Annotated in this window: 17 protein-coding genes and 1 riboswitch; of the genes, 13 read left to right on the forward strand and 4 right to left on the reverse strand. The window is 73.1% G+C overall.

Annotated features, from left to right (window positions below; translation table 11 throughout):
- Positions 1-181 precede the first annotated feature (181 nt).
- Together AC0680_RS31365 and AC0680_RS31370 are read right to left on the reverse strand one after the other, a co-directional pair.
- Positions 182-1,717 (reverse strand): DUF2079 domain-containing protein, encoded by a 1,536-nt coding sequence (locus AC0680_RS31365; RefSeq protein WP_478635452.1) that lies wholly within the window; start codon positions 1,715-1,717, stop codon positions 182-184.
- Between the two features lie 213 nt (positions 1,718-1,930).
- On the reverse strand, positions 1,931-2,704 hold the full coding sequence (locus AC0680_RS31370) for a DUF4190 domain-containing protein (RefSeq protein ID WP_478635455.1): 774 nt from the start codon (positions 2,702-2,704) through the stop codon (positions 1,931-1,933).
- A gap of 208 nt (positions 2,705-2,912) precedes the next feature.
- Here AC0680_RS31370 and AC0680_RS31375 point away from each other — a divergent pair, with 208 nt between their 5' ends.
- The 4 genes from AC0680_RS31375 (at position 2,913) to AC0680_RS31390 (ending at position 8,484) form a co-directional block, all read left to right on the forward strand.
- On the forward strand, positions 2,913-5,081 hold the full coding sequence (locus AC0680_RS31375) for an N-6 DNA methylase (protein WP_478635458.1): 2,169 nt from the start codon (positions 2,913-2,915) through the stop codon (positions 5,079-5,081).
- Between the two features lie 241 nt (positions 5,082-5,322).
- Positions 5,323-5,964, forward strand: a complete 642-nt coding sequence (locus AC0680_RS31380) for a hypothetical protein (RefSeq protein ID WP_478635460.1) — start codon at positions 5,323-5,325, stop codon at positions 5,962-5,964.
- The gene (locus AC0680_RS31385) at positions 5,961-7,697 is read left to right on the forward strand and encodes a protein kinase domain-containing protein (RefSeq protein ID WP_478635462.1); all 1,737 of its coding nucleotides are present in this window, start codon (positions 5,961-5,963) and stop codon (positions 7,695-7,697) included. The genes AC0680_RS31380 and AC0680_RS31385 overlap by 4 nt, the downstream gene beginning before the upstream one ends.
- Positions 7,698-7,812: 115 nt before the next feature.
- Entirely contained in the window at positions 7,813-8,484 is a 672-nt protein-coding gene (locus AC0680_RS31390) for a hypothetical protein (RefSeq protein WP_478635465.1), read from the forward strand.
- 321 nt (positions 8,485-8,805) lie between these two features.
- Here the strand turns inward: AC0680_RS31390 and AC0680_RS31395 are convergent, their stop codons facing one another.
- Positions 8,806-9,135: a hypothetical protein gene (locus AC0680_RS31395; RefSeq protein ID WP_478635468.1), complete on the reverse strand. Its 330-nt coding sequence runs from the start codon at positions 9,133-9,135 to the stop codon at positions 8,806-8,808.
- A gap of 175 nt (positions 9,136-9,310) precedes the next feature.
- On the opposite strand from AC0680_RS31395, the gene AC0680_RS31400 reads away from it, so the two are divergent.
- The 5 genes from AC0680_RS31400 (at position 9,311) to AC0680_RS31420 (ending at position 14,534) form a co-directional block, all read left to right on the forward strand.
- Entirely contained in the window at positions 9,311-10,135 is an 825-nt protein-coding gene (locus tag AC0680_RS31400; protein WP_478635471.1) for a helix-turn-helix domain-containing protein, read from the forward strand.
- Entirely contained in the window at positions 10,122-10,346 is a 225-nt protein-coding gene (locus tag AC0680_RS31405; protein ID WP_478635473.1) for a DUF397 domain-containing protein, read from the forward strand. Before AC0680_RS31400 ends, AC0680_RS31405 begins: the two co-directional genes overlap by 14 nt.
- Positions 10,347-10,474: 128 nt before the next feature.
- Positions 10,475-11,113, forward strand: coding sequence for a SurA N-terminal domain-containing protein (locus AC0680_RS31410; protein ID WP_478635474.1), 639 nt, complete (start codon positions 10,475-10,477; stop codon positions 11,111-11,113).
- Between the two features lie 107 nt (positions 11,114-11,220).
- A complete protein-coding gene (locus AC0680_RS31415; RefSeq protein WP_478635477.1) occupies positions 11,221-12,234 on the forward strand; it encodes a nucleoside triphosphate pyrophosphohydrolase in 1,014 nt (337 codons plus the stop codon).
- Between the two features lie 35 nt (positions 12,235-12,269).
- Positions 12,270-14,534: a tetratricopeptide repeat protein gene (locus tag AC0680_RS31420; protein WP_478635480.1), complete on the forward strand. Its 2,265-nt coding sequence runs from the start codon at positions 12,270-12,272 to the stop codon at positions 14,532-14,534.
- Here AC0680_RS31420 and AC0680_RS31425 read toward each other — a convergent pair.
- Positions 14,524-15,786 (reverse strand): MFS transporter, encoded by a 1,263-nt coding sequence (locus AC0680_RS31425; protein ID WP_478635483.1) that lies wholly within the window; start codon positions 15,784-15,786, stop codon positions 14,524-14,526. The two genes, AC0680_RS31420 and AC0680_RS31425, sit on opposite strands and share 11 nt — an antisense overlap.
- Positions 15,787-15,928: 142 nt before the next feature.
- Between AC0680_RS31425 and AC0680_RS31430 the strand changes: the two genes are divergently transcribed.
- From AC0680_RS31430 to AC0680_RS31445, 4 genes are all read left to right on the forward strand, one after another.
- Entirely contained in the window at positions 15,929-16,804 is an 876-nt protein-coding gene (locus AC0680_RS31430) for a LysR family transcriptional regulator (RefSeq protein ID WP_478635485.1), read from the forward strand.
- A 159-nt stretch (positions 16,805-16,963) separates the two neighbouring features.
- Positions 16,964-18,238, forward strand: coding sequence for a cytochrome P450 family protein (locus AC0680_RS31435; RefSeq protein WP_478635638.1), 1,275 nt, complete (start codon positions 16,964-16,966; stop codon positions 18,236-18,238).
- A 286-nt stretch (positions 18,239-18,524) separates the two neighbouring features.
- Positions 18,525-19,541, forward strand: coding sequence for a LysM peptidoglycan-binding domain-containing protein (locus AC0680_RS31440; RefSeq protein WP_478635487.1), 1,017 nt, complete (start codon positions 18,525-18,527; stop codon positions 19,539-19,541).
- Between the two features lie 250 nt (positions 19,542-19,791).
- Positions 19,792-19,961: riboswitch (cyclic di-AMP (ydaO/yuaA leader) on the forward strand.
- A 7-nt stretch (positions 19,962-19,968) separates the two neighbouring features.
- Positions 19,969-20,622 carry a LysM peptidoglycan-binding domain-containing protein gene (locus AC0680_RS31445; protein WP_478635489.1) on the forward strand — a complete coding sequence of 218 codons (654 nt, stop codon included), beginning with the start codon at positions 19,969-19,971 and terminating at the stop codon, positions 20,620-20,622.
- Positions 20,623-20,904 lie beyond the last annotated feature (282 nt).

A 20,904-nucleotide genomic window follows, 5' to 3' on the forward strand; every position in this document is an offset into this window, starting at 1 on the left:
GGGGGGGGGGAGAAAAAAAAAAAAAAAACACAAACCAGAACCCCCCGCAGGACCGGCCCCGGCACCACCACACACCAGCGCCCCCGGCCCACAACCCCCTCCGCTCCCGCCGAAGGCGGGGAAAAACTCACAGAACAGACACGGCGGGCCAGCCGGCAACGTGGGAGGCCCAAGCCACGCGCTACTTCGCAGAGGTTCGGTGCAGGACCACGATGTCCCCCGCGCCCCCGACGATGACGTACGTCGACTTCGCGTGGCGCGCCATCGCGTCGGCGAGCGCCTGCCGCGGCGTGCGGTCGTCGCGGAGCTGCAGGGCCACATAGTCGGGCGCCAGCCCGTCCGTGTCGCCGGTCCAGAAGACCCGGGTGCGCTGCGTCAGGCGGCTCAGCGGACGGATGTCGGACTCGACCGTCGCGTTGTCGGGTATCCGCTCCAGCAGTCGTTCGGCGGCGGTGACGGACGCCGGTACGCGGTAGGTGGCGGGCTCGGTGAGGCGGGCCAGGGGGAGCGTGGTGGACAGCGCGAGGGCGGCGGCCAGTACCGCGGCCGGCAGGTGGTGGGCGTAGGAGCGCAGCCAGGGGCGGGCGGAGACCCGGGCCCGCGGCAGGGCGTCGACCAGGGCGAGGAAGACCACCGGCATCAGGACGGCGTTGTAGTGCCAGTCGATGCCCCAGTAGTGCGGCTCGTGGGACAGGAAGCGCCAGCCGAGGGTGGGCAGCGCGACCAGCAGGAGCGGGGAGCGCAGGGCGAGCAGGCCGGTGGTGGGCAGCAGGACCCACAGCGTGGTGCGCAGGGCGGTGCCCAGGGGGATGGTGGCGCCCTGGCCGTCGGCGCCGAACTTGCTCCAGTAGTCGTAGGAGCCGGAGCCGTTGAAGGCCGGGATCAGCAGGCCGAGGGTCAGGGCGGTGGCGGTGAGGCCGAAGGCGACCAGTGCGATGGGCAGCGGGCTGGCGCGGCGGGTGCGCAGCAGGGCGAGCGCGCCGATGGTGGCGGCGGTGACGCCCAGGTCCTCCTTGACCAGCACCAGGGGCGCGGCCCAGCACACCGCGGCGGTCCAGCGTCCGCGCAGCACCGCTTCGAGGGCGAAGGCGATCAGCGGGAGCGCGAAGGCGATCTCGTGGAAGTCGAAGTCGACGGCCTTCTGCACGCCCCAGGACGTGCCGTACGCCAGGCCGACGGCCAGTCCCGGGAGGCGGCCCAGGTAGCGGGCGGCGGCGCGGGTGACCGGGAGCGCGGAGAGCGCGAACAGGGCGGCCTGGGCGATCAGCAGGGTCAGGGGGGAGGGGAAGAGCCGGTAGAAGGGGGCGAGGACGACCAGGACGGGACTGAAGTGGTCGCCGAGGATGTTGGTGCCGGGGCCCTTGAGGTCGACGATCGGGGCCTGGAAGTGGGCGTAGCCCCGTATGGCCTGTTCGAAGATGCCCAGGTCCCAGGAGGAGCTGGACATGCCGCGGAAGCGGGACACCGACAGCAGGGCGAAGCAGAGGAAGAAGAACCCGGCCGTCCAGTAGGGGTCCCATCGGGGGGCGCGCAACGGGGCGGTGCGGGTGCGAAGGCGTTGGGCGGCGCGGCGCAGGGGGCCGCGGCCGCCCGGGGGTATGGGGGCGGTCGCGGTGGTCGCGGCCGGGCCGGCGGTCCGGGGCGGCGGCACGGTCGCGCCGCCCTCCCCCAGGATCGGTCCGGGTCCGCCCCCGGCCGTTGCTGCGGCCGTGTCCATGAGGGTCCTCACTCACTGTCAACTGCCGGAAAGATACTCGAACCGGCGATGCGGGCGGCCCGGCGGTGGGTGCACGGTGCCGGCCCGGCAGTGGGTGAGACGGCGCTGCGGCGCCGCCCGTTCCCGGCGGCGGACGGCCGACGGCCCGGCACCGCGGGGTCGCGGTGCCGGGCCGTCGGCGAGGAAGGGGAGGGCGCGGGGGAGCCGGGCGGCTCAGAGGGCCAGCTTCCAGTTCGCGGGGTCGAGCAGCAGGTCCGGGGTGATCTTGATGGAGAGTTCCTTGGCGGCCGGCGGTGCGTCGAAGACCATCTCCACGCTGTCGGACTCGTTGGGGTCGAGCGTCTTCTCCCAGTCGTGGTGGAGGATGCCGTGCTTGTCGTCGGCGACCTCCTCGGCCTTCTTGCCGTCGGCCTCCGCGTCGGTCGTCATGAGCGGGTTGGTGGCCGCCTTGTCGCCGGTGTTCTTGAGCGTGACGGTGACCTTGTACGCCTTGTTGCCCTCGGTGTGGCCGCTGATCAGGGTGTTCTTGTCGACGGTGAACGGGGTCGGCTTCGAGACGGTGACCTCCAGGCCGTTGTTGTACTTCGCGGCCTGCCCGGCGCCGAGGTCCTTGATGTTGCTGCTGCTGCCCGACTGCTTGTCGAACTCCTTGTTCACCTCGTCGACGGCCTTGTTGACCGCCAGCACGGTGACGATGACTCCGACGACCGCGAGGACGATCGACAGGGCGCCCAGGATCGTGCCGGTGATCGCCACGCCCTTGTTGGTGGCCTGGCCCTTCTTGACCCGGCTCATGCCCACCAGGCCGAAGATCAGGGCCAGCAGGCCGAGCGGACCGGCCAGCCAGAACAGGATCATCGGGATGCCACTGAGCGCGCCGATGATGCCGAGGATCAGGGCGGCGACGCCGAGCCCGTTGCGGGGCGCCTGGTGGGCGTGGCCGGACGGTCCCTGGGGGGTGGGCTGGTAGTGCATCTGCTGAGACATGCGTAGGGGCCCCTTCCGGGCACTCGATGCGAATTCCGCTGAAGCGATGGGTCAATAAGAGCAGAGGCTGTGAACCGAGTCAACATGAAGGACTGTGAATGGTTTGTTCACGCTGTGAAGGGGGAGGTTGTTCGATGATGGGTATGCTTGCCGACACAGAGTCGGGGGTCACGGGAGGTCGGGGGTCACGCGGATGGGAGTCAGCCAGGTGCCGGACTACGCAGCACCGGACAACGCGACGGACACCACGGCGACGGACGCCGCCGAGGGAGGCCGTCCGACCGAGGTGACCGCCGCCGGCATCGCCCGGCTCGCCGGCGTCGGCCGCGCCGCGGTCAGCAACTGGCGGCGGCGGCACGCGGACTTCCCCAAGCCCGTCGGCGGCACCGAGACCAGCCCCGCCTTCGCCCTCCGCGACATCGAGCAGTGGCTGCGCGACCAGGGCAAGCTCGCCGAGGTGCCGCTGCGGGAGCGGGTCTGGCAGCAGCTGGTCGGACACCCGGCGGGGGCCGCGGTCGCGCTGCGGCAGGCCGGCGCCGTACTGCTGCTGGTCCGCGACCGCCCCTCGGCCTGGCGGCAGCTGCGCGCCGCCACCGACGACGCCGAACTGACCGGTGTCCTGCCCGCGATGCTCGACTCCGTCCTGGCCGCCCGGCTCGGCGCCGAGAACCCCGTACGCGGGCTGACCCGCGAGGCGCTCGCCCCCTCGGCCGCGCTCGTACGGGCCACCGGCGAGCTCGCCGCCGCCGACGGCGCGGACCGGGCCTACGACTTCCTGCTCGGCCGCCACCTGGACGCCAACCCCCGGCAGTACACCCTGACCCCGCCGGGCCCGGCCGCGCTGATGGCCGAACTCGCCGCCCTGGCAGGCCCGTTGGACACCGTCCTCGACCCGGCCTGCGGCGCCGGCGCGCTGCTGACCGCCGCCCAGGAGGGCGCCGCGGACCCCGCCGGCGCCCCCGCCACCCTCCACGGCCAGGAGGCCGACCCCGACCTGGCCGCGCTCAGCGCGCTCCGCCTCGCCCTGGACGTGCCCGGCGCCCAGGTCCGCGTGCGCGCCGCCGACACCCTGCGCGCCGACGCCTTCCCGCAGCTCGCCGCCGACGCCGTCCTGGTCCACCCGCCGTTCAACGAACGCAACTGGGGCCATGACGAACTCGCCTACGACCCCCGCTGGGAGTACGGCTTCCCGGCCCGCACGGAGTCCGAACTGGCCTGGGTCCAGCACGCACTGGCCCGGCTGCGCGAGGGCGGCACCGCCGTCCTGCTCATGCCGCCCGCCGTCGCCTCCCGCCGCTCCGGCCGCCGGATCCGCGCCGACCTGCTGCGCCGCGGCGCGCTGCGCGCCGTCATCGCGCTGCCCGCCGGCGCCGCCCCGCCCAACGGCGTCCCGCTGCACCTGTGGGTGCTGCGCAAGCCCGGCAGCGGCGCGCCGCCCACCCCGCGGCTGCTCGTCGTCGACACCGCCGACCTGTCCGCCGGCCAGGCCGCCGGCCGCGACAAGCCCGACTGGCAGACCGTCCACGCCACCGCCGTCGACGCCTGGCAGGCCTTCGACCGCGACGGCGACATCGACGAAGTGCCCGGTGTGCGGCGGTCGCTGGCCGCCATCGACCTCCTCGACGACGACGTCGACCTCGCCCCGGCCCGGCACCTCCCGCCGCCCGCCGCGGCCGGCGGCCCCGCCGAACTCGCCCGGGTGCGCGACCGGCTGACCGCCACCCTCGCCCGTACCACCGAGCTCACCCCGCGCCCCAAGCCCGGCGACACCCTCCCCGACCTCACCGGCACCGCGCGCTGGCCGCTGACCACCGTCGGCGAACTCGCCCGCTCCGGCGCCCTGGTGCTGCGTTCGGGCGGCGCCGGCACCGCCCCCGCCGAGGGAGCGCCCGCGGTGCTCACCGACCACGACGTCATCGCCGGCGGCGCCCCCTCCGGCACCCTCCCCGAAGCGTCCGCCTCCGGGCCCGCCGAGGAGCCGGTCCTGGTCCGCGCGGGCGACGTCGTCGTCCCCGTCCTCGGCGGCGGCGCCGTCGCCCGGGTCGTCGACGACGCCACCGCCGGGGCCGCCCTGGGCCGCAATCTCACCCTGCTGCGGCCCGACCCGGCCGCCGTCGACCCCTGGTTCCTCGCCGGCTTCCTGCGCGGCACCGCCAACAACCGTCAGGCCAGCAGCTACGCCTCCACCGCCACCCGGCTCGACGTCCGCCGCCTGCAGCTGCCCCGTCTGCCGCTCGCCGAACAGCGCCGCTACGGCCGGCGGTTCAGCGACCTGGCGACCTTCGAGGAGGCGCTGCGGCTGGCGTCGCGGCTGGGCGAGCAGCTGGTGCAGGGGCTGTACGACGGGCTGACGGACGGGTCGGTGGGCCCGGACTGAGCCGAACGGACAGGCACGCGGGGCAAGCGGAGAGGCATACGGGGCAAACGGCGCGGCGGCGCCCCCCGGGGCGGGCCGTCGGCCGGGCCATTCCGCGAACCCCGCACGCGCGCGCGTCGTCGTATATACGCTCGCAAGCACGTATGCGCGCCGTGCCCGCCCGCGCGAGGGGGTGGCGCCGACCCCACGGGCCGCTACGGAGACCGCCTCGTCCGCCATGTCCGATCCGTCAGGAGCAGCAATGCACGGCCCTGTCCCCGCCTACTCGCCGCACCGTCCCCCGGCGCGGGGGACGGTCATCGCAGTGCGGGTGGCCCTCGTGGCCGCCGCGGTGCTCAGCCTGGGACTGCTGGCCTGGGCGCCGCTGTTGCGGGCCGCGATCGTGCAGCGCGGCCGGCTGGGCTGGTGGCTGTTCGCCGGCGACCTGGTGGCGATCGTCGGCGCCTGCGCGCTGATCACCGGCTACGACACGACGGACTGGCGCACCAACCTCGGAGTGGGGCTGCTGCTGATCCAGATCGCCGCGGCGGTGGCCTACTACCTGGTCGTGGACATCCGCGCCGCACAGGCCACCGCCCACGGCCCGGCGGCCGGCCACTTCGGCATGCCGCCGGCCGCACCCTCCTACGGCCCGCCGCAACCGCCCGCGCCGCTTGCGCTGTACGCCCAGGAGACCCAGCCCTACGGCCCGCACGGCGCGGCCCCGGTCAACCCGTACGCCATGACCGAGACCCGGATGCCCGCGCCGCCGGCCCGCCCCGCACCGGCGCCCGCCCACCCCTACCCCGCGCCCCAGGAGCGCCCGCAGCCGCAGCGCATCGACCGCGTCCGGGCCGAGCTGGACGAACTCAGCGACTACCTCCGCAAGGAGGAGGGGCGGTGAACGGCCGGGTCATCGGCGAGCGTTACGAACTCTCCGCGCTGCTCGGGCAGGGCGGTATGGGACAGGTCTGGATCGGCTACGACCGCCGCCTGGACCGCCGGGTCGGTGTGAAGCTGCTGCGCCCCGACCGGGTGGCGGGGACCCCGGACGGCGAGGAGATGCGCCGCCGCTTCGTCCGCGAGTGCCGGGTCACCGCGCAGGTCGACCACCCCGGCCTGGTCACCGTCCACGACGCCGGCAGCGACGACGAGGACCTCTACCTGGTCATGCAGTACGTCGAGGGCGCCGACCTGTCCGACCACCTCGCCGAGCACGACCCCTATCCGTGGCCCTGGGCGGTCTCGGTCGCCGCGCAGCTGTGCGCCGTACTCGCCTCCGTCCACGCCGTCCCGATCGTCCACCGCGACCTCAAGCCCCGCAACGTCATGATCCGGCCGGACGGTTCGCTGGTCATCCTCGACCTCGGCATCGCCTCCGCGCTGGACACCGACACCACCCGCCTCACCCACACCGGCTCGCCCATCGGCAGCCCCGCGTACATGGCGCCCGAGCAGGCGATGGGTGGCGCCGTGGGCCCGCACACCGACCTCTACGCCCTGGGGATCCTGCTCCACGAACTCCTCAGCGGCGAGGTCCCCTTCGCCGGCTCCACGGCCCTCGGCGTCCTGCACCGCCACCTCCACGAGGAGCCCGTCCCGGTACGCAAGCTCCGCCCCGACGTCCCCGAGGCCCTCGAAGCCCTCGTCCTGCACCTCCTGCGCAAGGACCCCCAGGCCCGCCCCGCGGACGCCCAGGAGGTCTACCGGGCACTGGCCCCCCTGCTGCCCGCCGCCGCCACGGGCCCGCACGCCGCCCAGGCCCCCTCCACCCCCCTCGCCCCGATGGACCCCACCCGTCCCTTCCGCCAGCCCCACGCCCCCTGGCCCGTACGCTCCTCGGGAGGCCCCGCCCCGGCACCGACGCCGACGGCGCTGTCCACGCCGCTGGTCCCGGCCCCCGAGCCCGGCGCCCCCGTGGCCACCGGCGGCACCGGCCCCGCCCGCCCGGCCCCCGACCCCCGCACCTCCGTCGCCCTGTCCTCCGCCCCCCACCCCGGCGCCTGGACCTCCGCCGCAACTCCCTTCCCCAGCCCCGCCCCCTCCTCTGCTTCCTCCCCTTCCTCCCCCTCGCCGGGGCCGGACGTCGCATCCGCCGTCGACGAGGTCAAGAGCCTGCTCGACCAGGGCCGGATCACCCGCGCCGTGGACATCCTCGGCGGCATCCTGCCCGCCGCCGCCGAACGCCACGGCGCGCACTCCCCGGTCGTCCGCACCCTGCGCAAGCAGTACGCCGCCACCCTCATGGACGACGGCCAGTACCGCCGCGCCCTGCCCGAACTCCGCATCCTCGCCGAGGAGTTCGGTCAGGAATCCGGGGCGGGCGCGACCCGCCAGGCCCTCCAGTTCCACTACGAGGCCGCCCTGTGCCTCGAACAACTCGGCGAGGTCGCCCAGGCCCTGGAGGAGTACCGCGCCCTCCTGCCGTACTTCGAGCACTACGCCGACGACCCCATCCGCCCCCTCGAAATCCGCCGCTCCATAGGCCACCTGCTGCTGGCCCAGGGCGAACGCGGCGCCGCCCAGGAGACCCTCTCCCGCCTCCTCTACGACGCCGAACGCCTCCACGGCCCCCACCACGCCTTCCCGGAGGAACTCCGCCGGACGCTGTACTGGCTGAGCCAGGTGCAGGGCTGAGCGGGGATCCGTCCGGTCGACCGAACCCCCACCCACATCACTGGGTTGACCAGCGAGTTATAGTCGTCGGCGCTCGCTGGAGCGGGCGATTCCACATCACGGGGGACGACACATCATGCGTACGAAGTTCACGGCTCGGGCTGCCGCCTCGGCCGCCGTCCTGGCGCTCGCGCTCACCGCTTGCAACGACCCGGCGGGCGCGCCCGTGCCGCCCGCCAAGCCTTCGGCGCCCAGCACTCAACAGGGCATGGGCAGCTCGGCAGGTGCGAGTGGCGGCGCCGGCGACACCGGCAGCAAGGACGGTGCCCCGGCGGCCGAGGGTTTCGGGAAGACGCTCGCCATGAACGAGCCCGCCGACGCGACCTACAAGGATGACGACGGCGCCACCCAGCTGGAGATCAAGCCCACGAAGGTCGAAAAGGGCTCCTGGGACGACTTCAAGGGCTTCGACCTCAAGGACACCGACACCAAGAACCTGGTGCCCTACTACCTCGTCATGTCGTACACCTCGAAGGGCGGCGCCGAGCCCTGGATCACCACCTGGGACGCCAAGCGCGACGCGCTGGTCTCCCCGGACCAGGAGGTCGGGCGGCTGACGATGCTCGACGACTTCGAGAAGTGCCCGAACGTCGACCCGGGCCACAAGCCCGGTCAGTTCAAGAAGGGCATGACCGAGAACGCCTGCAAGGTGTACATGGTGCCCAAGGACAAGCCGCTGTACGTGCGGTGGGGCATCGGCGGAACCGGCGAGGACGTGAAGCCGATCGTGTGGAAGGTCCTCGACTGACGCGGTCGATGACACTCGGCTGACGGAGCAACAGACTCGACGGGCGACAGGTGCGGGACCTCCGACCTGTCGCCCGTCGCGTTGTCTGGCTACGGCCCGGCGGGCCGACCCGGGAGGCGCGCTTCGGTTGCCATCAGCGCCGCGCCTTCGGGTGCGGATGGCGGCCGATCTCGACGTTGCAGTCGGTCACCTTCGACCTGTCTCCGACGGCGTAGGCCTTCGCGCGCTGCTCGGCCAGGGCCCCGCACACATCGCACCCGCCAACCGGTAAGGGGTCCGGGGCCGGTTCCCCCAGGTGAACGGGGCGGCAGATACGGGGCATCAGCCCGCCACCTCCACACCGTGAATCCAGCGCGGCCCGACGTCGTACCCGTGCACGGCCAGCCACAGCGCCCGCCGTCGTCCGCGCTGCAAGCGCCGCTCCCGCCGTTCCTGCCACTCCTCGGCAGTCAGAACGTAAGGGCGGACCAGGGGTGCGCCGTGGTCGCGCGCCGACAGCAGCACCGGGCGGCTGGAGGAGGTGAGGGGCGCCGATGTCGGTGCCCCTCCGGTCTGTGCTGATGCGGGCGGGGCGGTGGAGCGGTGTCGGCCCGACGAGGGCAGCAGCCATCGCAACAACAGTGCGATGAGCCTTTGGATAGGCTCGGTCATGTCGTCAACCTCCAGGGGGTTGGTGGCCACGCCCTCGGGCCGGTGCACGCCGGTCGCGAGGGTCCTGCGTTTCGTCACGCTGTGTGGCGCTTCCCTCACAGAGTCGAGGGCGTTCTGGCTACGCTGCTAGTAGGGCGAGCCTGACAACGCACCTTTCAACTCGGGGAGTTAGCCCATGGAGATCGATCGCAGGCCACGTACCCCCAGGGAGAAGTACGGGGAGGAGATGAGGCTCCGCCGTGTAGCCGCCGGCATGACGCAGGAAGCGCTGAGCGAGCTCGTGGTGTGCTCGCCCACGTTGATTTCCCACTTCGAGGCCGGGCGCCGGTTGCCCAAGCCGGATGATGCGGCGCGGATCGACCGGGCGTTGGGCACGGACGGGTTCTTCGCGCGGTGGCTGGAGGATCTGGAGTCGAAGTACACCGACCACTTCGCAGCAGTGGCAGATCTGGAGCAGCAGGCGACGCTGATCCAGCAGTTCGCACTGTCGTTGGTACCCGGTGTGCTCCAGACCGACGATTACGCGAGCGCTCTTTTCCGCGCCTACTGGCCGAACTACACGGCCAAGGACCTTGACGAGTTCGTCGTCATCCGAACAAAGCGCCGGCGAATCCTCGACGGACCGATGTCCCCAGTCGTCTGGACGCTGCTCGACGAGGCCGTCCTCCGGCGCTGCGTCGGTGGCCCGCAAGTCATGACCGAGCAGTTGCGCAGGATCGCGGATATGGCCGAGACGGGGCGGCTGCGCCTGCATGTCCTTCCGTACGGCGTGGGGGCACATGCGCTCATGCAGAGCCTGCTCACGCTCATGAGCTTCGAGGACTCCGCCCCAGTGGCGTACGTCGAAGGCTTCCTGACCGGGAATCTGATGGACGATCCGGCTCTGGTGAGCGCCAGCCAGACGGCCTACGCTCTCGCCCTGAGCGACGCGTTGTCGCAACAGGAGTCACTTGCCCTCGTCAGGGCGGCAGCAGAGGAACACGCGCATGGCCAGCAGTGAGCACACGGTCTCCGACTCGTCTTCCCTCACCGGGTGGTACAAGTCCAGCTACAGCGGCGGCGATCAGGGTGAATGCCTTGAGGTCGCCCCCGGCCAGGCCCGCGTGCCCGTACGCGACAGCAAGCGCCCCACCGGCCCGGCACTGCTCTTCCCGGCGAAGAGCTGGTCGGCGTTCGTCTCCGCCGTCAAGCGCGGGGAGCTACCTCTGTGAACTGAGCGGGACCGAGAAACCGACCTCCCCCCAGATCGTTGGCCGAAGCAGTGGCCTGGGCCACGACGACTCCTTAGCATCGATCACTCAAGGTCGAGACTCCGTCGCACGATCTGCCGGGAGGCCATGTGTTCCGCCGTAGGACAGCGCTCTCCGTATCCGCCACCGCCGCCCTGCTGGTGGCGGCCCCGCTGCTCGCCGCCTGCGGGAGCGAGGCGCACCCCGGTGCCGCGGCCATCGTGGACGGGAAGCGGATCACCGTCGCGCAGCTGCAGGCGAAGGTGAAGAACGTACGGGCCGCGCAGGCGAAGTCCCCGCAGGGCGCCCAGCTGATCATGAACACCGGGCGGCTGAGCCTGGCCACCCTCAACGGCATGATCTTCGACGAGGTGCTGGCGCGCAGCGCCGAGGACGCCAAGGTGACGGTCACCCGCGGCGACATCCAGAAGTGGCGGGACAAGGCCGAGAAGCAGGCCGGTGGCGCGGAGCGGCTGAAGGCGATGTGGCTCCAGCAGGGCATCGCGCCGCAGGAGGCCGAGGGAATGGTGCGCAACCAGTTGCTGCTGGACGGTGTCGCCAAGCATCTGGGCGCGGACCGGGGCACGCCGGAGGGGCAGCGGAAGCTGGCCCAGGCGCTGTCCGCGACGTCCCGCTCGCTGGGCATCGACGTCAATCCGCGGTACGGGAAGTGGGACGACCAGCAGGTCATCCTGGGGGAGACCAAGGACCCGTGGATCACGACGGAGCCGGTGCGGCAGCAGGCCTGAGCGTCGCCGCGCGCGGGACCCGCGTCCCGCCGCGCTCCCCGCCGTCGCCGGGCGGGGAGCGCCGACCGGCGCCGGGCGGTGTCGGTGGCGTGCGTTACGTTCGATGCGTGAACGCTGACGCCTCTGCCGCCGACTCCGGCGCCGACGACCGCTCCCAGGCCGCCGGCACCGGACGCCTGGTCCTGCTCACCACCAGCCACCGGGTCGCCCCCGGGCTGCTGTCCTGGCCCGCCTGGCAGGTGCTGCGTACGGCCGAGCGGGTGCTGTGCGCCGATGCCGGCCATCCGCAGCTGCCCTATCTGCGCGAGACCGGCATCGACGTCGAGATCGCCGCCCCCAGTGCCCGGGAGCTGGTGGACTACTGCGTGCCCGAGGGCCGTACGGCCGTGGTCCTGACCTCGGCGGAGGGGGAGAGCGCGCTGACCGACGGCCTGGCCCGGCTGGCCGGATCGGGCCGGGAGGCCATGCCCGACCTGGAGCTGCTGCCCGGCTCCTACGACCTGCCCGGGGCCCGCCTGCTCGACCTCGTCCAGGTCATGGACCAGATCCGTGCCGAGTGTCCGTGGAGCAGCATTCGTACACACCAGGACCTCGCCAAGTACGGCCTGGAGGAGGCGTACGAGATGGTCGAGGCCATCGAGGCGGGCGACCGGGTCGAGCTGCGCGAGGAGCTGGGGGACGTGCTCCTCCAGGTCGTCTTCCACGCCCGGATCGCCCAGGACGACCCGGACGAGCCGTTCTCCATCGACGATGTGGCGGGCACGATCGTGGAGAAGCTGATCCACCGCCACCCCCATGTCTTCGGGGAGGAGACGGCGCGGACCCCGGAGGACGTCAAGGCGCACTGGCTGCGGACGAAGGCCGAGGAGAAGCAGCGCGAGTCGGTGACCGAGGGCGTTCCGCTGGGGCAGCCCGGGCTCGCGCTGGCGGCGAAGCTGGCGTCGCGGGTGCGCACGGCGGGCCTCGACGTCGCCCTGCCGGCCGGTGCGGGCATCGGCTACGAGCTGCTGGCGATGGCGGTGCGGGCCGAGGAGGAGGGAGTGGACCCCGAGGCGGCGCTGCGGGCGGCGGCGCGGGCCTACCGGGACGCCGTAGTGGCGGCCGAGGGCGGTGCGGATTAGTACCGTTGGGGGAGGGACGGGCTTGAGGGGGCGCGGTGGAACGGGAGTTACGGAAGCTGGCGGCCTGGGGGGCGGAAGCGCTGGCCCGGGCCGTGGGTACGGACGCCTGGGCGGCTGTGCGGCCACGCCTCCGCGAGCTGTTCGCGAGGTATGACCTCCCCTCACCGGTACGGCGCGAGGAGGGCGGGGTGTCCGCCCAGCGCTTGGAGCTGGGCCTGTACACCCTGTTGAACCTTGATCCCGAGGCCGCCGGAGAACTGCGCGCCATCCTGGCGGAGTTGCCCGTGGAGCCGCCCGGCGCATCCCCGAGCGGCCCCCATGCCGGCCCCGGCGTGCACAACACCCTCGCCGGCGGCACCCAGGGCAGCGTCATCCAGGCGGGCTCGGTCGGCACGATCACCGTGCAGGCGCCCGTTTACCACCAGGGCACCGTCATCGACCCCGAGAGCTGGCCCGCGGCCGGGGACGTGGACCCCATGGCGCTGGGGGTGCGGCCGACCCACCGGGAGACCGGCCTGCCCCCGCTTCCGCCCTACGTCGGCCGCGACCGTGACCGCGAGCTGACCGCGGCGGTGGCGCAGGCCCGTACGCGGGGCGGGCTGGTGCTGGTGCTCGGGGAGCCGTTCGCCGGCAAGTCCCGCACGGCGCTGGCGGCGCTGGCCGACCAGCTCGGCGGCTTCCGGGTGTACGCGCCGGCGCGGGGTGCGGATCTGCGGGGGCTGCCCGGGCTCCTGCAGGGGCGCCCCGGACGGTACGCGGTATGGCTGGACGACCTGGACGGGCACCTCGGCGAGGGCGGGCTGGAGCCGCGGCTGCTGGCGCAGTTGAGCGCCCTGCGGGTGGTCGTCCTCGCCACCATGCGGGACGAGGCGTACGACGAGCACCGCCATGAGCCCCACGGTCGGGTGCTCGACCTCGCGCAGACGGTGGAGCTGGCACGGGAGTGGAGCCCGGCCGAGCGGGCGCTGCTGGCACAGAGCGCCGGGCGCACGGGGGACTTCCGGCTGACCGCCGCGGTGGCTTCGAGCGGCCCGGAAGGCGTCGCGGCGTACCTCGGCCTGGGCCCGCTGCTCTGGGAGGAGTGGTGGCGCGCCCGCCGGGCCGACCGGCACCCGCGCGGGCACGCCCTGGTACGGGCCGCCCTCGATCTGGCCCGCTGCGGGCTCGACGGGCCGCTGCCCATGGACCTGCTGTTGAAGGTGCATGAGGGCTACGCGGACGTGACCGGGATGGACCGCGAGTCGGTGGCGGACGCCCGCGCCTGGGCGGCCGAGCCGCGGCACGGGCTGCGCCTGCTCGTCCGGGTCACCGGCGACACCTGGCAGGTCGCGCCCTTCCTCGTCGAGACCGCGGCCCGGCACGAGACCTTCCCGGCCGTGGACGGCCAGGTCTGGGGCTGCGCCCTGGAAGCGGCCCGCGAGGACGAGGCACGGGACTTCGCGAAGATCGCGGCGGGGGCGCGCGAGGCCTTCCGGCGGGCCGCCGACGGGGGCGACAGCCACGCGCTGCACAACCTGGGCGTCCTCGCGGAGTCCCTCGGTGAGCGGGAGGAGGCCGAGGAATGGTTCCGGCGTGCGGCGGAGGCGGGGCAGTCGCGGTCGGCCGGCCGGCTGGGGCGGATGCTGGCCGAGCGGGGCGAGGGCAGGCTCGCCGAGCCGTATCTGGAGCAGGCCGCCGGGGCGGGGGACGCCGAGGCGGCGACGCTGCTGGGCAGGGTGCTGCGGGAGCGGGCGAAGAAGTGGCTGTCGGCGGGGCGGAAGGGCGGGAGCGCGGAGGCCGCGCATCTGCTGGGCGATCTGCTGCTGGGTGCCGGCGATATCGAGGGCGCCTCCGACTGCTACACACATGCCGTCGACGCGGGGTACCCGCAGGCAGTGCCGGGCTACGCCACCACGATGTACCTGTGGGGCTCACGTGAGTACACCGAAGTCTGGCTCCGGCGCGCCGCGGACGCGGGCGACAAGCGGAGTGCCGAATTGCTGCGCGATGCCTACGACAGCCCGGGGGACGAGGGATCGCTCGAGGAGGAATTCCGGGACGACGTCGATCGGGGAAGGGAGTTCGCGGCCGGCAACCTGGGCGTCTTCCTGGAGCTGCGGGGCCGTTCGAAGGAGGCTCAGCGTTGGTACCGGGAGGCGTACGAGACGGGCGACCCCCACGGTGCCTTCCGTCTCGCCGAGCTCCACAAGAAGGCCGGAGAGACCGACCAGGCCCAGGCCTGGTACCGCAAGGCCGCCGACCTGGGCCACCTGGGCGCCGAGCATGCGCTGGCGCAGAAGCCGGACGCGGTCAGCGAGTGACCGGTACCGAGGCCGCGGTGTGCGTGCGCTCCACCGGTGTACCGCCCGGCCGCCCGCGCCGCAGCAGCAGATCCGCGACCCACACCCCCGCAGCCGCCACCGCCAGCCCCGCCCCCAGGACGCACACCCCGCCCCAGCCGCCGGCGCTCCAGACCACCGAGGTCAGCGCCGAGCCCGCCGCCCCGCCGACGAAGTAGCTGGTCATATACGCCGAGTTGAGGCGGTTGCGGGCCTCGGGGCGGACCCCGTAGACCAGGTTCTGGTTGCTGACGTGGACCGCCTGGGCAGCGAGGTCCAGCACGACCACCCCGGCGAGCAGCGCCACCAGCGACCAGGCGCCGCCCCCGCCGCCGGCCGCCAGCAGGCCCCACGACCCCAGCAGCAGGAACGCCGCGGCGCCGGTGACGCGGTGCGCCAGGCCGCGGTCCGCCAGCCGCCCGGCCGCCGACGCGGAGAGCGAACCGGCCGCCCCGACCAGCCCCAGCAGTCCGATCGCCGACTCCTGCCAGCCGTACGCCGGACCGGACAGCAAGAACGCCACCGCGGTCCACAGCACGGAGAAGCCCGCGAAGGTCAGCGCGCCCAGTACGGCCCGCCACCGGAGCACCGGCTCCTGGGCGAACAGCGCCAGCGTCGAGCGCAGCAGCGCCGGGTAGCGCAGTCCGGCCGTGGTGCGCAGGGCGGGCAGCCGGAGCCGCAGCAGGAGGGCCATCAGCAGCATCAGTGCGGCGTTGACCCAGTAGACGGTGCGCCAGCCGCCCAGCTCGGAGAGCAGCCCGGCGGCGGTGCGGGCCAGCAGGATGCCCAGCAGCAGTCCGGTCATGACGGTGCCGACGGTCCGGCCGCGCTCGGCGGGGGCCGCGAGGGTCGCCGCGTAGGGCACGACGACCTGCGCGGCGACCGAGGTCAGGCCGGTCAGGGCGGTACCGGTCAGCAGCAGGGCGGCGTTCGGCGCGCTGGCCGTGACGGTCAGGAACACGGCCGTGGCCGCGCAGAGCGTCACCGCGAGGCGGCGGCGCTCCAGGAGGTCGCCGAGGGGGACGAGCAGCAGCAGGCCGAGGCCGTAGCCGACCTGGGCGACGGTGACCACCAGCGCGGCGGTGGAGGCGGAGAGGTGCAGATCGTGGCCGATGGTGCCCAGGAGGGGCTGGGCGAAGTAGTTGCCGGCGACGGACAGGCCGGTGGCGACCGACATCAGCAGCAGGGTGCCGCGGCCCAGTCGGCGCGGCTGGGGTCCGTGTTCGGGTTCCATGCATGACCTCCCCGTGATGCGCCCGCGGCCACTGTGGCGGCGGGCGGTTCCCAGCCTGGTCTCCCATCATTGATGAGTCCAACACATAGTTTTCATCTCATCCATCGTGGATCGAGATCGATGGTGTCTAGGATCGGTGGGCATGGAGCTGCAGCAGATGAGGTACGTGGTCGCGGTGGCCGAGACCGGCGGTTTCACCCGGGCCGCCGAGCGCTGCCATGTGGTGCAGTCCGCGCTCAGCCATCAGATCGCCCGGCTGGAGAAGGAGCTCGGTGCCCGGCTCTTCGACCGCACCAGCCGCAGCGTCCGGCTGACGGCCGCCGGCGAGGCGTTCGTTCCGGTCGCCCGGCAGGCGCTTGAGGCGGCCGAGCGGGCTCGCGCCGAGGTGGCGGCGGCGACCGGCGAGGTGCGCGGCCGGCTGGCGGTGGGCGCCATCTCGACCGTCGCGGCCGTCGATCTCGCCCGTGAGCTGGGCGCCTTCCGCAGCCGCTATCCGCGGGTGCGGATCAGTCTGCAGATGGAGATGAGCGATCCGCTCATCGAGAAGGTGCGGGAGGGGGCGCTGGATGTCGCCTTCGTCGGGCTGGCGCCCAGCGCGCGCACCGACGGGGTACGGGAGCGGGAGCTGGCGCGCGGTGAGCTGGTGGCGGTGGTGCCGCCGGGGCATGCGCTGGCCGGGCGGGAGTGGACGACGCTGACGCGGCTGGCGCGGGAGACCTTCGTGGACTTCACGGCGGGTTCGGCGGCCCGGCGGCAGCGCGATGAGGCGTTCCGGGCCGCGGGGCTGGCCTCGGAGGTGGCGTTCGAGGTCACCACGGTGGAGTTCCTGGCGAAGCTGGTGCGGGCCGGGCTGGGCATCGGCATGGTCCCGGAGGCCATCGCCGCCGATCTGCCGGGGCTGCACATCGTGCGCGCGCGGCCGGCGCCGGAGCGCACCGAGCGGGTGGTGTGGAGCTGCCTCGGCCCGTCGCCGGCGGCCGTGGCGTTCCTCGCGGGGCTGGGGGTCCAGGCGGGGTAGGGCGGGTGGACGCGTGGTGGTGCGCCCACCGGTTACGGTCGGAAGGTGCACGACGAGCCGGACGCCACTCCTGATCCCACCGCCTCCGCCGAAGCGGCGGCCGACGCCCGCGCGGGCGGCCCCGCCGACGCCGGGGCCGGGGCGCCCGCGGGCTGCCCCGTGGCGTCCTCCGCCGCGGCCGCCGCCCCGGCCCCCGAGCTGTTCACCTGGGAGTTCGCGGCGAACCCGTACCCCGCTTACGCCTGGCTGCGCCGGCATGCGCCGGTCCACCGGACCGCGCTGCCCAGCGGCGTGGAGGCCTGGTTGGTGACCCGCTACACCGAGGCGCGGCAGGCGCTCGCCGATGCCCGGCTGTCGAAGAACCCGGTGCACCACAGCGAGTCCGCGCACGGCAAGGGCAAGGTCGGCATCCCGGGCGAGCGCAGCGCCAACCTGATGACGCATCTGCTCAACATCGACCCGCCCGACCACACCCGGCTGCGCCGGCTGGTGTCGAAGGCGTTCACCCCGCGCCGGGTCGCGGCCTTCGCCCCCCGCGTCCAGGAGCTGGCCGACCACCTCATCGACGGCTTCGCCGGGCGCGGCGAGGCCGACCTGATCCATGAGTTCGCCTTTCCGCTGCCCATCTACGCGATCTGCGACCTGCTCGGGGTGCCGCGCGAGGACCAGGACGACTTCCGCGACTGGGCGGGCATGATGATCCGCCACGGCGGGGGGCCGCGCGGCGGGGTCGCCCGTTCCGTGAAGAAGATGCGCGGCTACCTCGCCGAGCTGATCCACCGCAAGCGCGCGTCCCTGGGGGAGACGGCGGAGGCCGACGAGGACCTGATATCCGGTCTGATCCGGGCCTCCGACCACGGCGAGCACCTCACCGAGAACGAGGCCGCCGCGATGGCGTTCATCCTGCTCTTCGCCGGCTTCGAGACCACCGTCAACCTCATCGGCAACGGCACCTACGCGCTGCTGCGCCACCCCGCCCAGCGCGAACTGCTGCAGAAGTCGATGGCGGCGGGCGACACCGAGCTGCTGGCCACCGGCATCGAGGAGCTGCTCCGCTACGACGGCCCCGTGGAGCTGGCGACCTGGCGGTTCGCGACGCGGGAGCTGATGCTCGGCGGGCAGCGGATCGCCGAGGGCGACCCCGTACTGGTGGTGCTGGCCGCCGCGGACCGTGATCCGTCACGCTTTGTCGAACCGGACGTTCTCGATCTGACCCGACGTGACAATCAGCATCTGGGATACGGGCACGGCATCCACTACTGCCTGGGCGCACCGCTCGCCCGGCTCGAGGGGCAGACCGCGCTCGCCACGCTGCTGACCCGGCTCCCGGACATCCGGTTTGCCACGGATCCTGATGATCTGCGCTGGCGGGGCGGGCTCATCATGCGCGGACTGCGGTCCCTCCCGGTGGAGTTCACGCCCGAGCGGTCCTGACCGGGGGTACCGGCAAAGGTGACGGATCGTCAGTCGCGTGACCTAAGCGTGATCTGCGCTACACCGGCTTGTGACTACCCGTGACCCCGGCTACCTTTCGACCCGACGGTCGACAGGATTCACGATTCGTTCACACGGGCGCCCGCATCAGCGGACGTCCGAAGGGGTGGGGAATCGAACGGTCGTCGAACAACTCAACCGCCGCGCGAAAGGCATCCGCATGCGTTCCGGGAACGGCCGACACCGTCGCCCCCGTCAAGCACCGGCCATCTTTGTCACGGCGGGAGTGACCGGCGCGGGCCTCGCACTGCCGCTGCTCTCCGCCAGTGGGGCACATGCCGCCGACACCGCGACCTGGGACCGGGTCGCCCAGTGCGAGAGCGGCGGGGTGTGGAGCGCCGCCTCGGGCAACGGCTTCTACGGCGGGCTGCAGCTGACCCAGGAGATGTGGGACGACTACGGCGGCGGGGCCTACGCCTCGCGTCCCGATCTCGCCAGCCGCGCCCAGCAGATAGCCGTGGCCGAATCGATCCTCGACGACCGCGGCCCGGACGCCTGGCCGAGCTGCGCCGTCAACGCCGGCCTCACCAAGGACGGCCGCGCGCCGAAGGTCGACCCGGGCAGCACCAGCACGCCGCTGCCCGACCCCTCCGACGACGACGGCGACCCGGCCCCCTGGGACCAGTCCCCCTCGACCGGCTCGTCCGATGTGCCCGACGGCCCGGACGACTCCGGGGCCCACGACGGCGACCGCGAGGGCGACGGCGAGAAGTCCCCGGACGGATCCCGTGACGGGTCCCGCGACGGCTCGTCCGACGACTCGCGCGGCGATGCGGGCGACGAGCCGTCCCAGGAGACGCCGGCGCCGTCCGAGTCCGACGGCCGCGACACCTCCAAGACCCCGGAGCCGTCCGACTCCACCACGCCCGGTGACCAGGGCGACGACGCCTCCCGCCCCACCGACCCCTCCGGCGACGCCGACCGCCCGGACCCGAGCGGTACGCCCGGGCAGACGCCCGGCAAGGGCAAGCACCGCGGCGACGCGGACCCGGACGAGAGCGACGGCGGCGACCGGTCGCCCGGCGGCCGGCACGCCTCGCGCGGCGACGACGGGCGCCGCACGGGCCCGGCGGGCGGCGACTACACCGTGCGCCCGGGTGACAGCCTGTCAGCCATCGCCGCGGCCCATCGGCTGCCGGGCGGCTGGCCCGCGCTCTACGAGCGCAACGAGGGCGTCATCGGGACCGACGAGAACCTGATCCAGCCGGGTCAGCGGCTCGATCTCGGGCACAAGGAAGGCTAGTTCGCCGCCTTCGTCCCCTTTGGGAAAGTGAGACAAGGCTCTCGTTGGGCGGCGGGCGCACAGATCCGCCCGCCGCCGTCATACCGGGCCTCACCTGCAGATATGTGACCAACCCGTGATCAAAAACGGTCAACTTGGTTCAGAAGGTGGGGTTTGAACACCAAGGGGATTACTGCTTACGGTCAGGACCGCTCGCCAAAGCGAGCCCCTTCGATCACACGCCGAATCCTGCCGGTGGTCGGAGGCAGTTGACGCGCAAGCGCCGAAGGCAGGAGCGGGGGAACCAAGGTAGGCGCCGGTCAGGCCCGTGAAAGCGGGTCAGCCGGCTTGGGGTGAAGCCAGGTGCGCCACGCGCGCCCGGCCGGGCGACTCACAGCCCGAACCCGACAGCTCACCTCGTAGGCGTCGGTGAGGAAACGAACGAACCATGCTGATCAACAAGGGCAAGCACCGTCGTCCCTCCAAGGCCGTCCGCGTCGCCACCCTCGCCGGTGTCGCCGGTGCCGCCGTCGCCGTCCCGCTGATGGGCGCCACGTCCGCCTCCGCCGCCTCGGTCGCCACCTGGGACAAGGTCGCCCAGTGCGAGTCCGGTGGCAACTGGTCGATCAACACCGGTAACGGCTACTACGGTGGCCTGCAGTTCTCCAACTCCAGCTGGGCCGCCGCCGGTGGCACCCAGTACGCGGCCCGCGCCGACCTGGCCACCAAGGCCCAGCAGATCGCCGCCGCCGAGAAGCTCCTCGCCATCCAGGGCCCGGGCGCCTGGTCCTGCGCCGGTGCCGGCGGCCTGACCTCCGGTGGTCCGGCCCCCGAGCTCGACACCTCCGCCAAGTCCGCCCCCAAGCAGGAAGCGGCCAAGCCCGAGGTGAAGAAGGCCCCGGCCGCCCCCAAGGCCGAGAAGGCCCAGCCTACTCCGAAGAAGTCCGAGCGCGGCGGCGACTACACCGTCAAGGCGGGCGACACCCTCGCCAAGATCGCCAAGGCCCACGGCACCAACTGGAAGTCGCTCTACGCGGCCAACAAGTCGGTCATCGGCGGCAACCCGAACCTGATCTTCCCGGGTCAGCAGCTCAGCATCTGAGCCGTCCGCTCACCGGGTCCCGTATGACCCCGGCGGCGGTCCCCGCCGCTTCGTGAGACTGCCCCGCCCGGCGCACACGCCCCCCCAGTGCGCCGTGGCGGGGCTTCTCCGTTCGCCGGGGCGCGCAGCGCCGGTGACCAGCGGCGTCGAGTATTTTCCCCGCTCAGCGAACAATGTGCCGAAACCTCCCGTGAACTGCGCCTTTGAGTATCTTTTCGTCCCACGGAGCGGGCCGAGGGCAAGCGGACGAGCCAGGGGCCGTTAGGCTCATGCTGCAGAACT

Source organism: Streptomyces sp. NPDC043738 (assembly GCF_056436545.1).

Bases quoted from the DNA above. Each gene is read 5' to 3' on its own strand.
- AC0680_RS31370 (WP_478635455.1), bottom strand. From the start codon at position 2,704: ATGTCTCAGCAGATGCACTACCAGCCCACCCCCCAGGGACCGTCCGGC.
- AC0680_RS31445 (WP_478635489.1), top strand. From the start codon at position 19,969: ATGCTGATCAACAAGGGCAAGCACCGTCGTCCCTCCAAGGCCGTCCGC.
- AC0680_RS31390 (WP_478635465.1), top strand. From the start codon at position 7,813: ATGCGTACGAAGTTCACGGCTCGGGCTGCCGCCTCGGCCGCCGTCCTG.
- AC0680_RS31365 (WP_478635452.1), bottom strand. From the start codon at position 1,717: ATGGACACGGCCGCAGCAACGGCCGGGGGCGGACCCGGACCGATCCTG.
- AC0680_RS31400 (WP_478635471.1), top strand. From the start codon at position 9,311: ATGGAGATCGATCGCAGGCCACGTACCCCCAGGGAGAAGTACGGGGAG.
- AC0680_RS31405 (WP_478635473.1), top strand. From the start codon at position 10,122: ATGGCCAGCAGTGAGCACACGGTCTCCGACTCGTCTTCCCTCACCGGG.
- AC0680_RS31430 (WP_478635485.1), top strand. From the start codon at position 15,929: ATGGAGCTGCAGCAGATGAGGTACGTGGTCGCGGTGGCCGAGACCGGC.
- AC0680_RS31425 (WP_478635483.1), bottom strand. From the start codon at position 15,786: ATGGAACCCGAACACGGACCCCAGCCGCGCCGACTGGGCCGCGGCACC.
- AC0680_RS31395 (WP_478635468.1), bottom strand. From the start codon at position 9,135: ATGACCGAGCCTATCCAAAGGCTCATCGCACTGTTGTTGCGATGGCTG.
- AC0680_RS31380 (WP_478635460.1), top strand. From the start codon at position 5,323: ATGCACGGCCCTGTCCCCGCCTACTCGCCGCACCGTCCCCCGGCGCGG.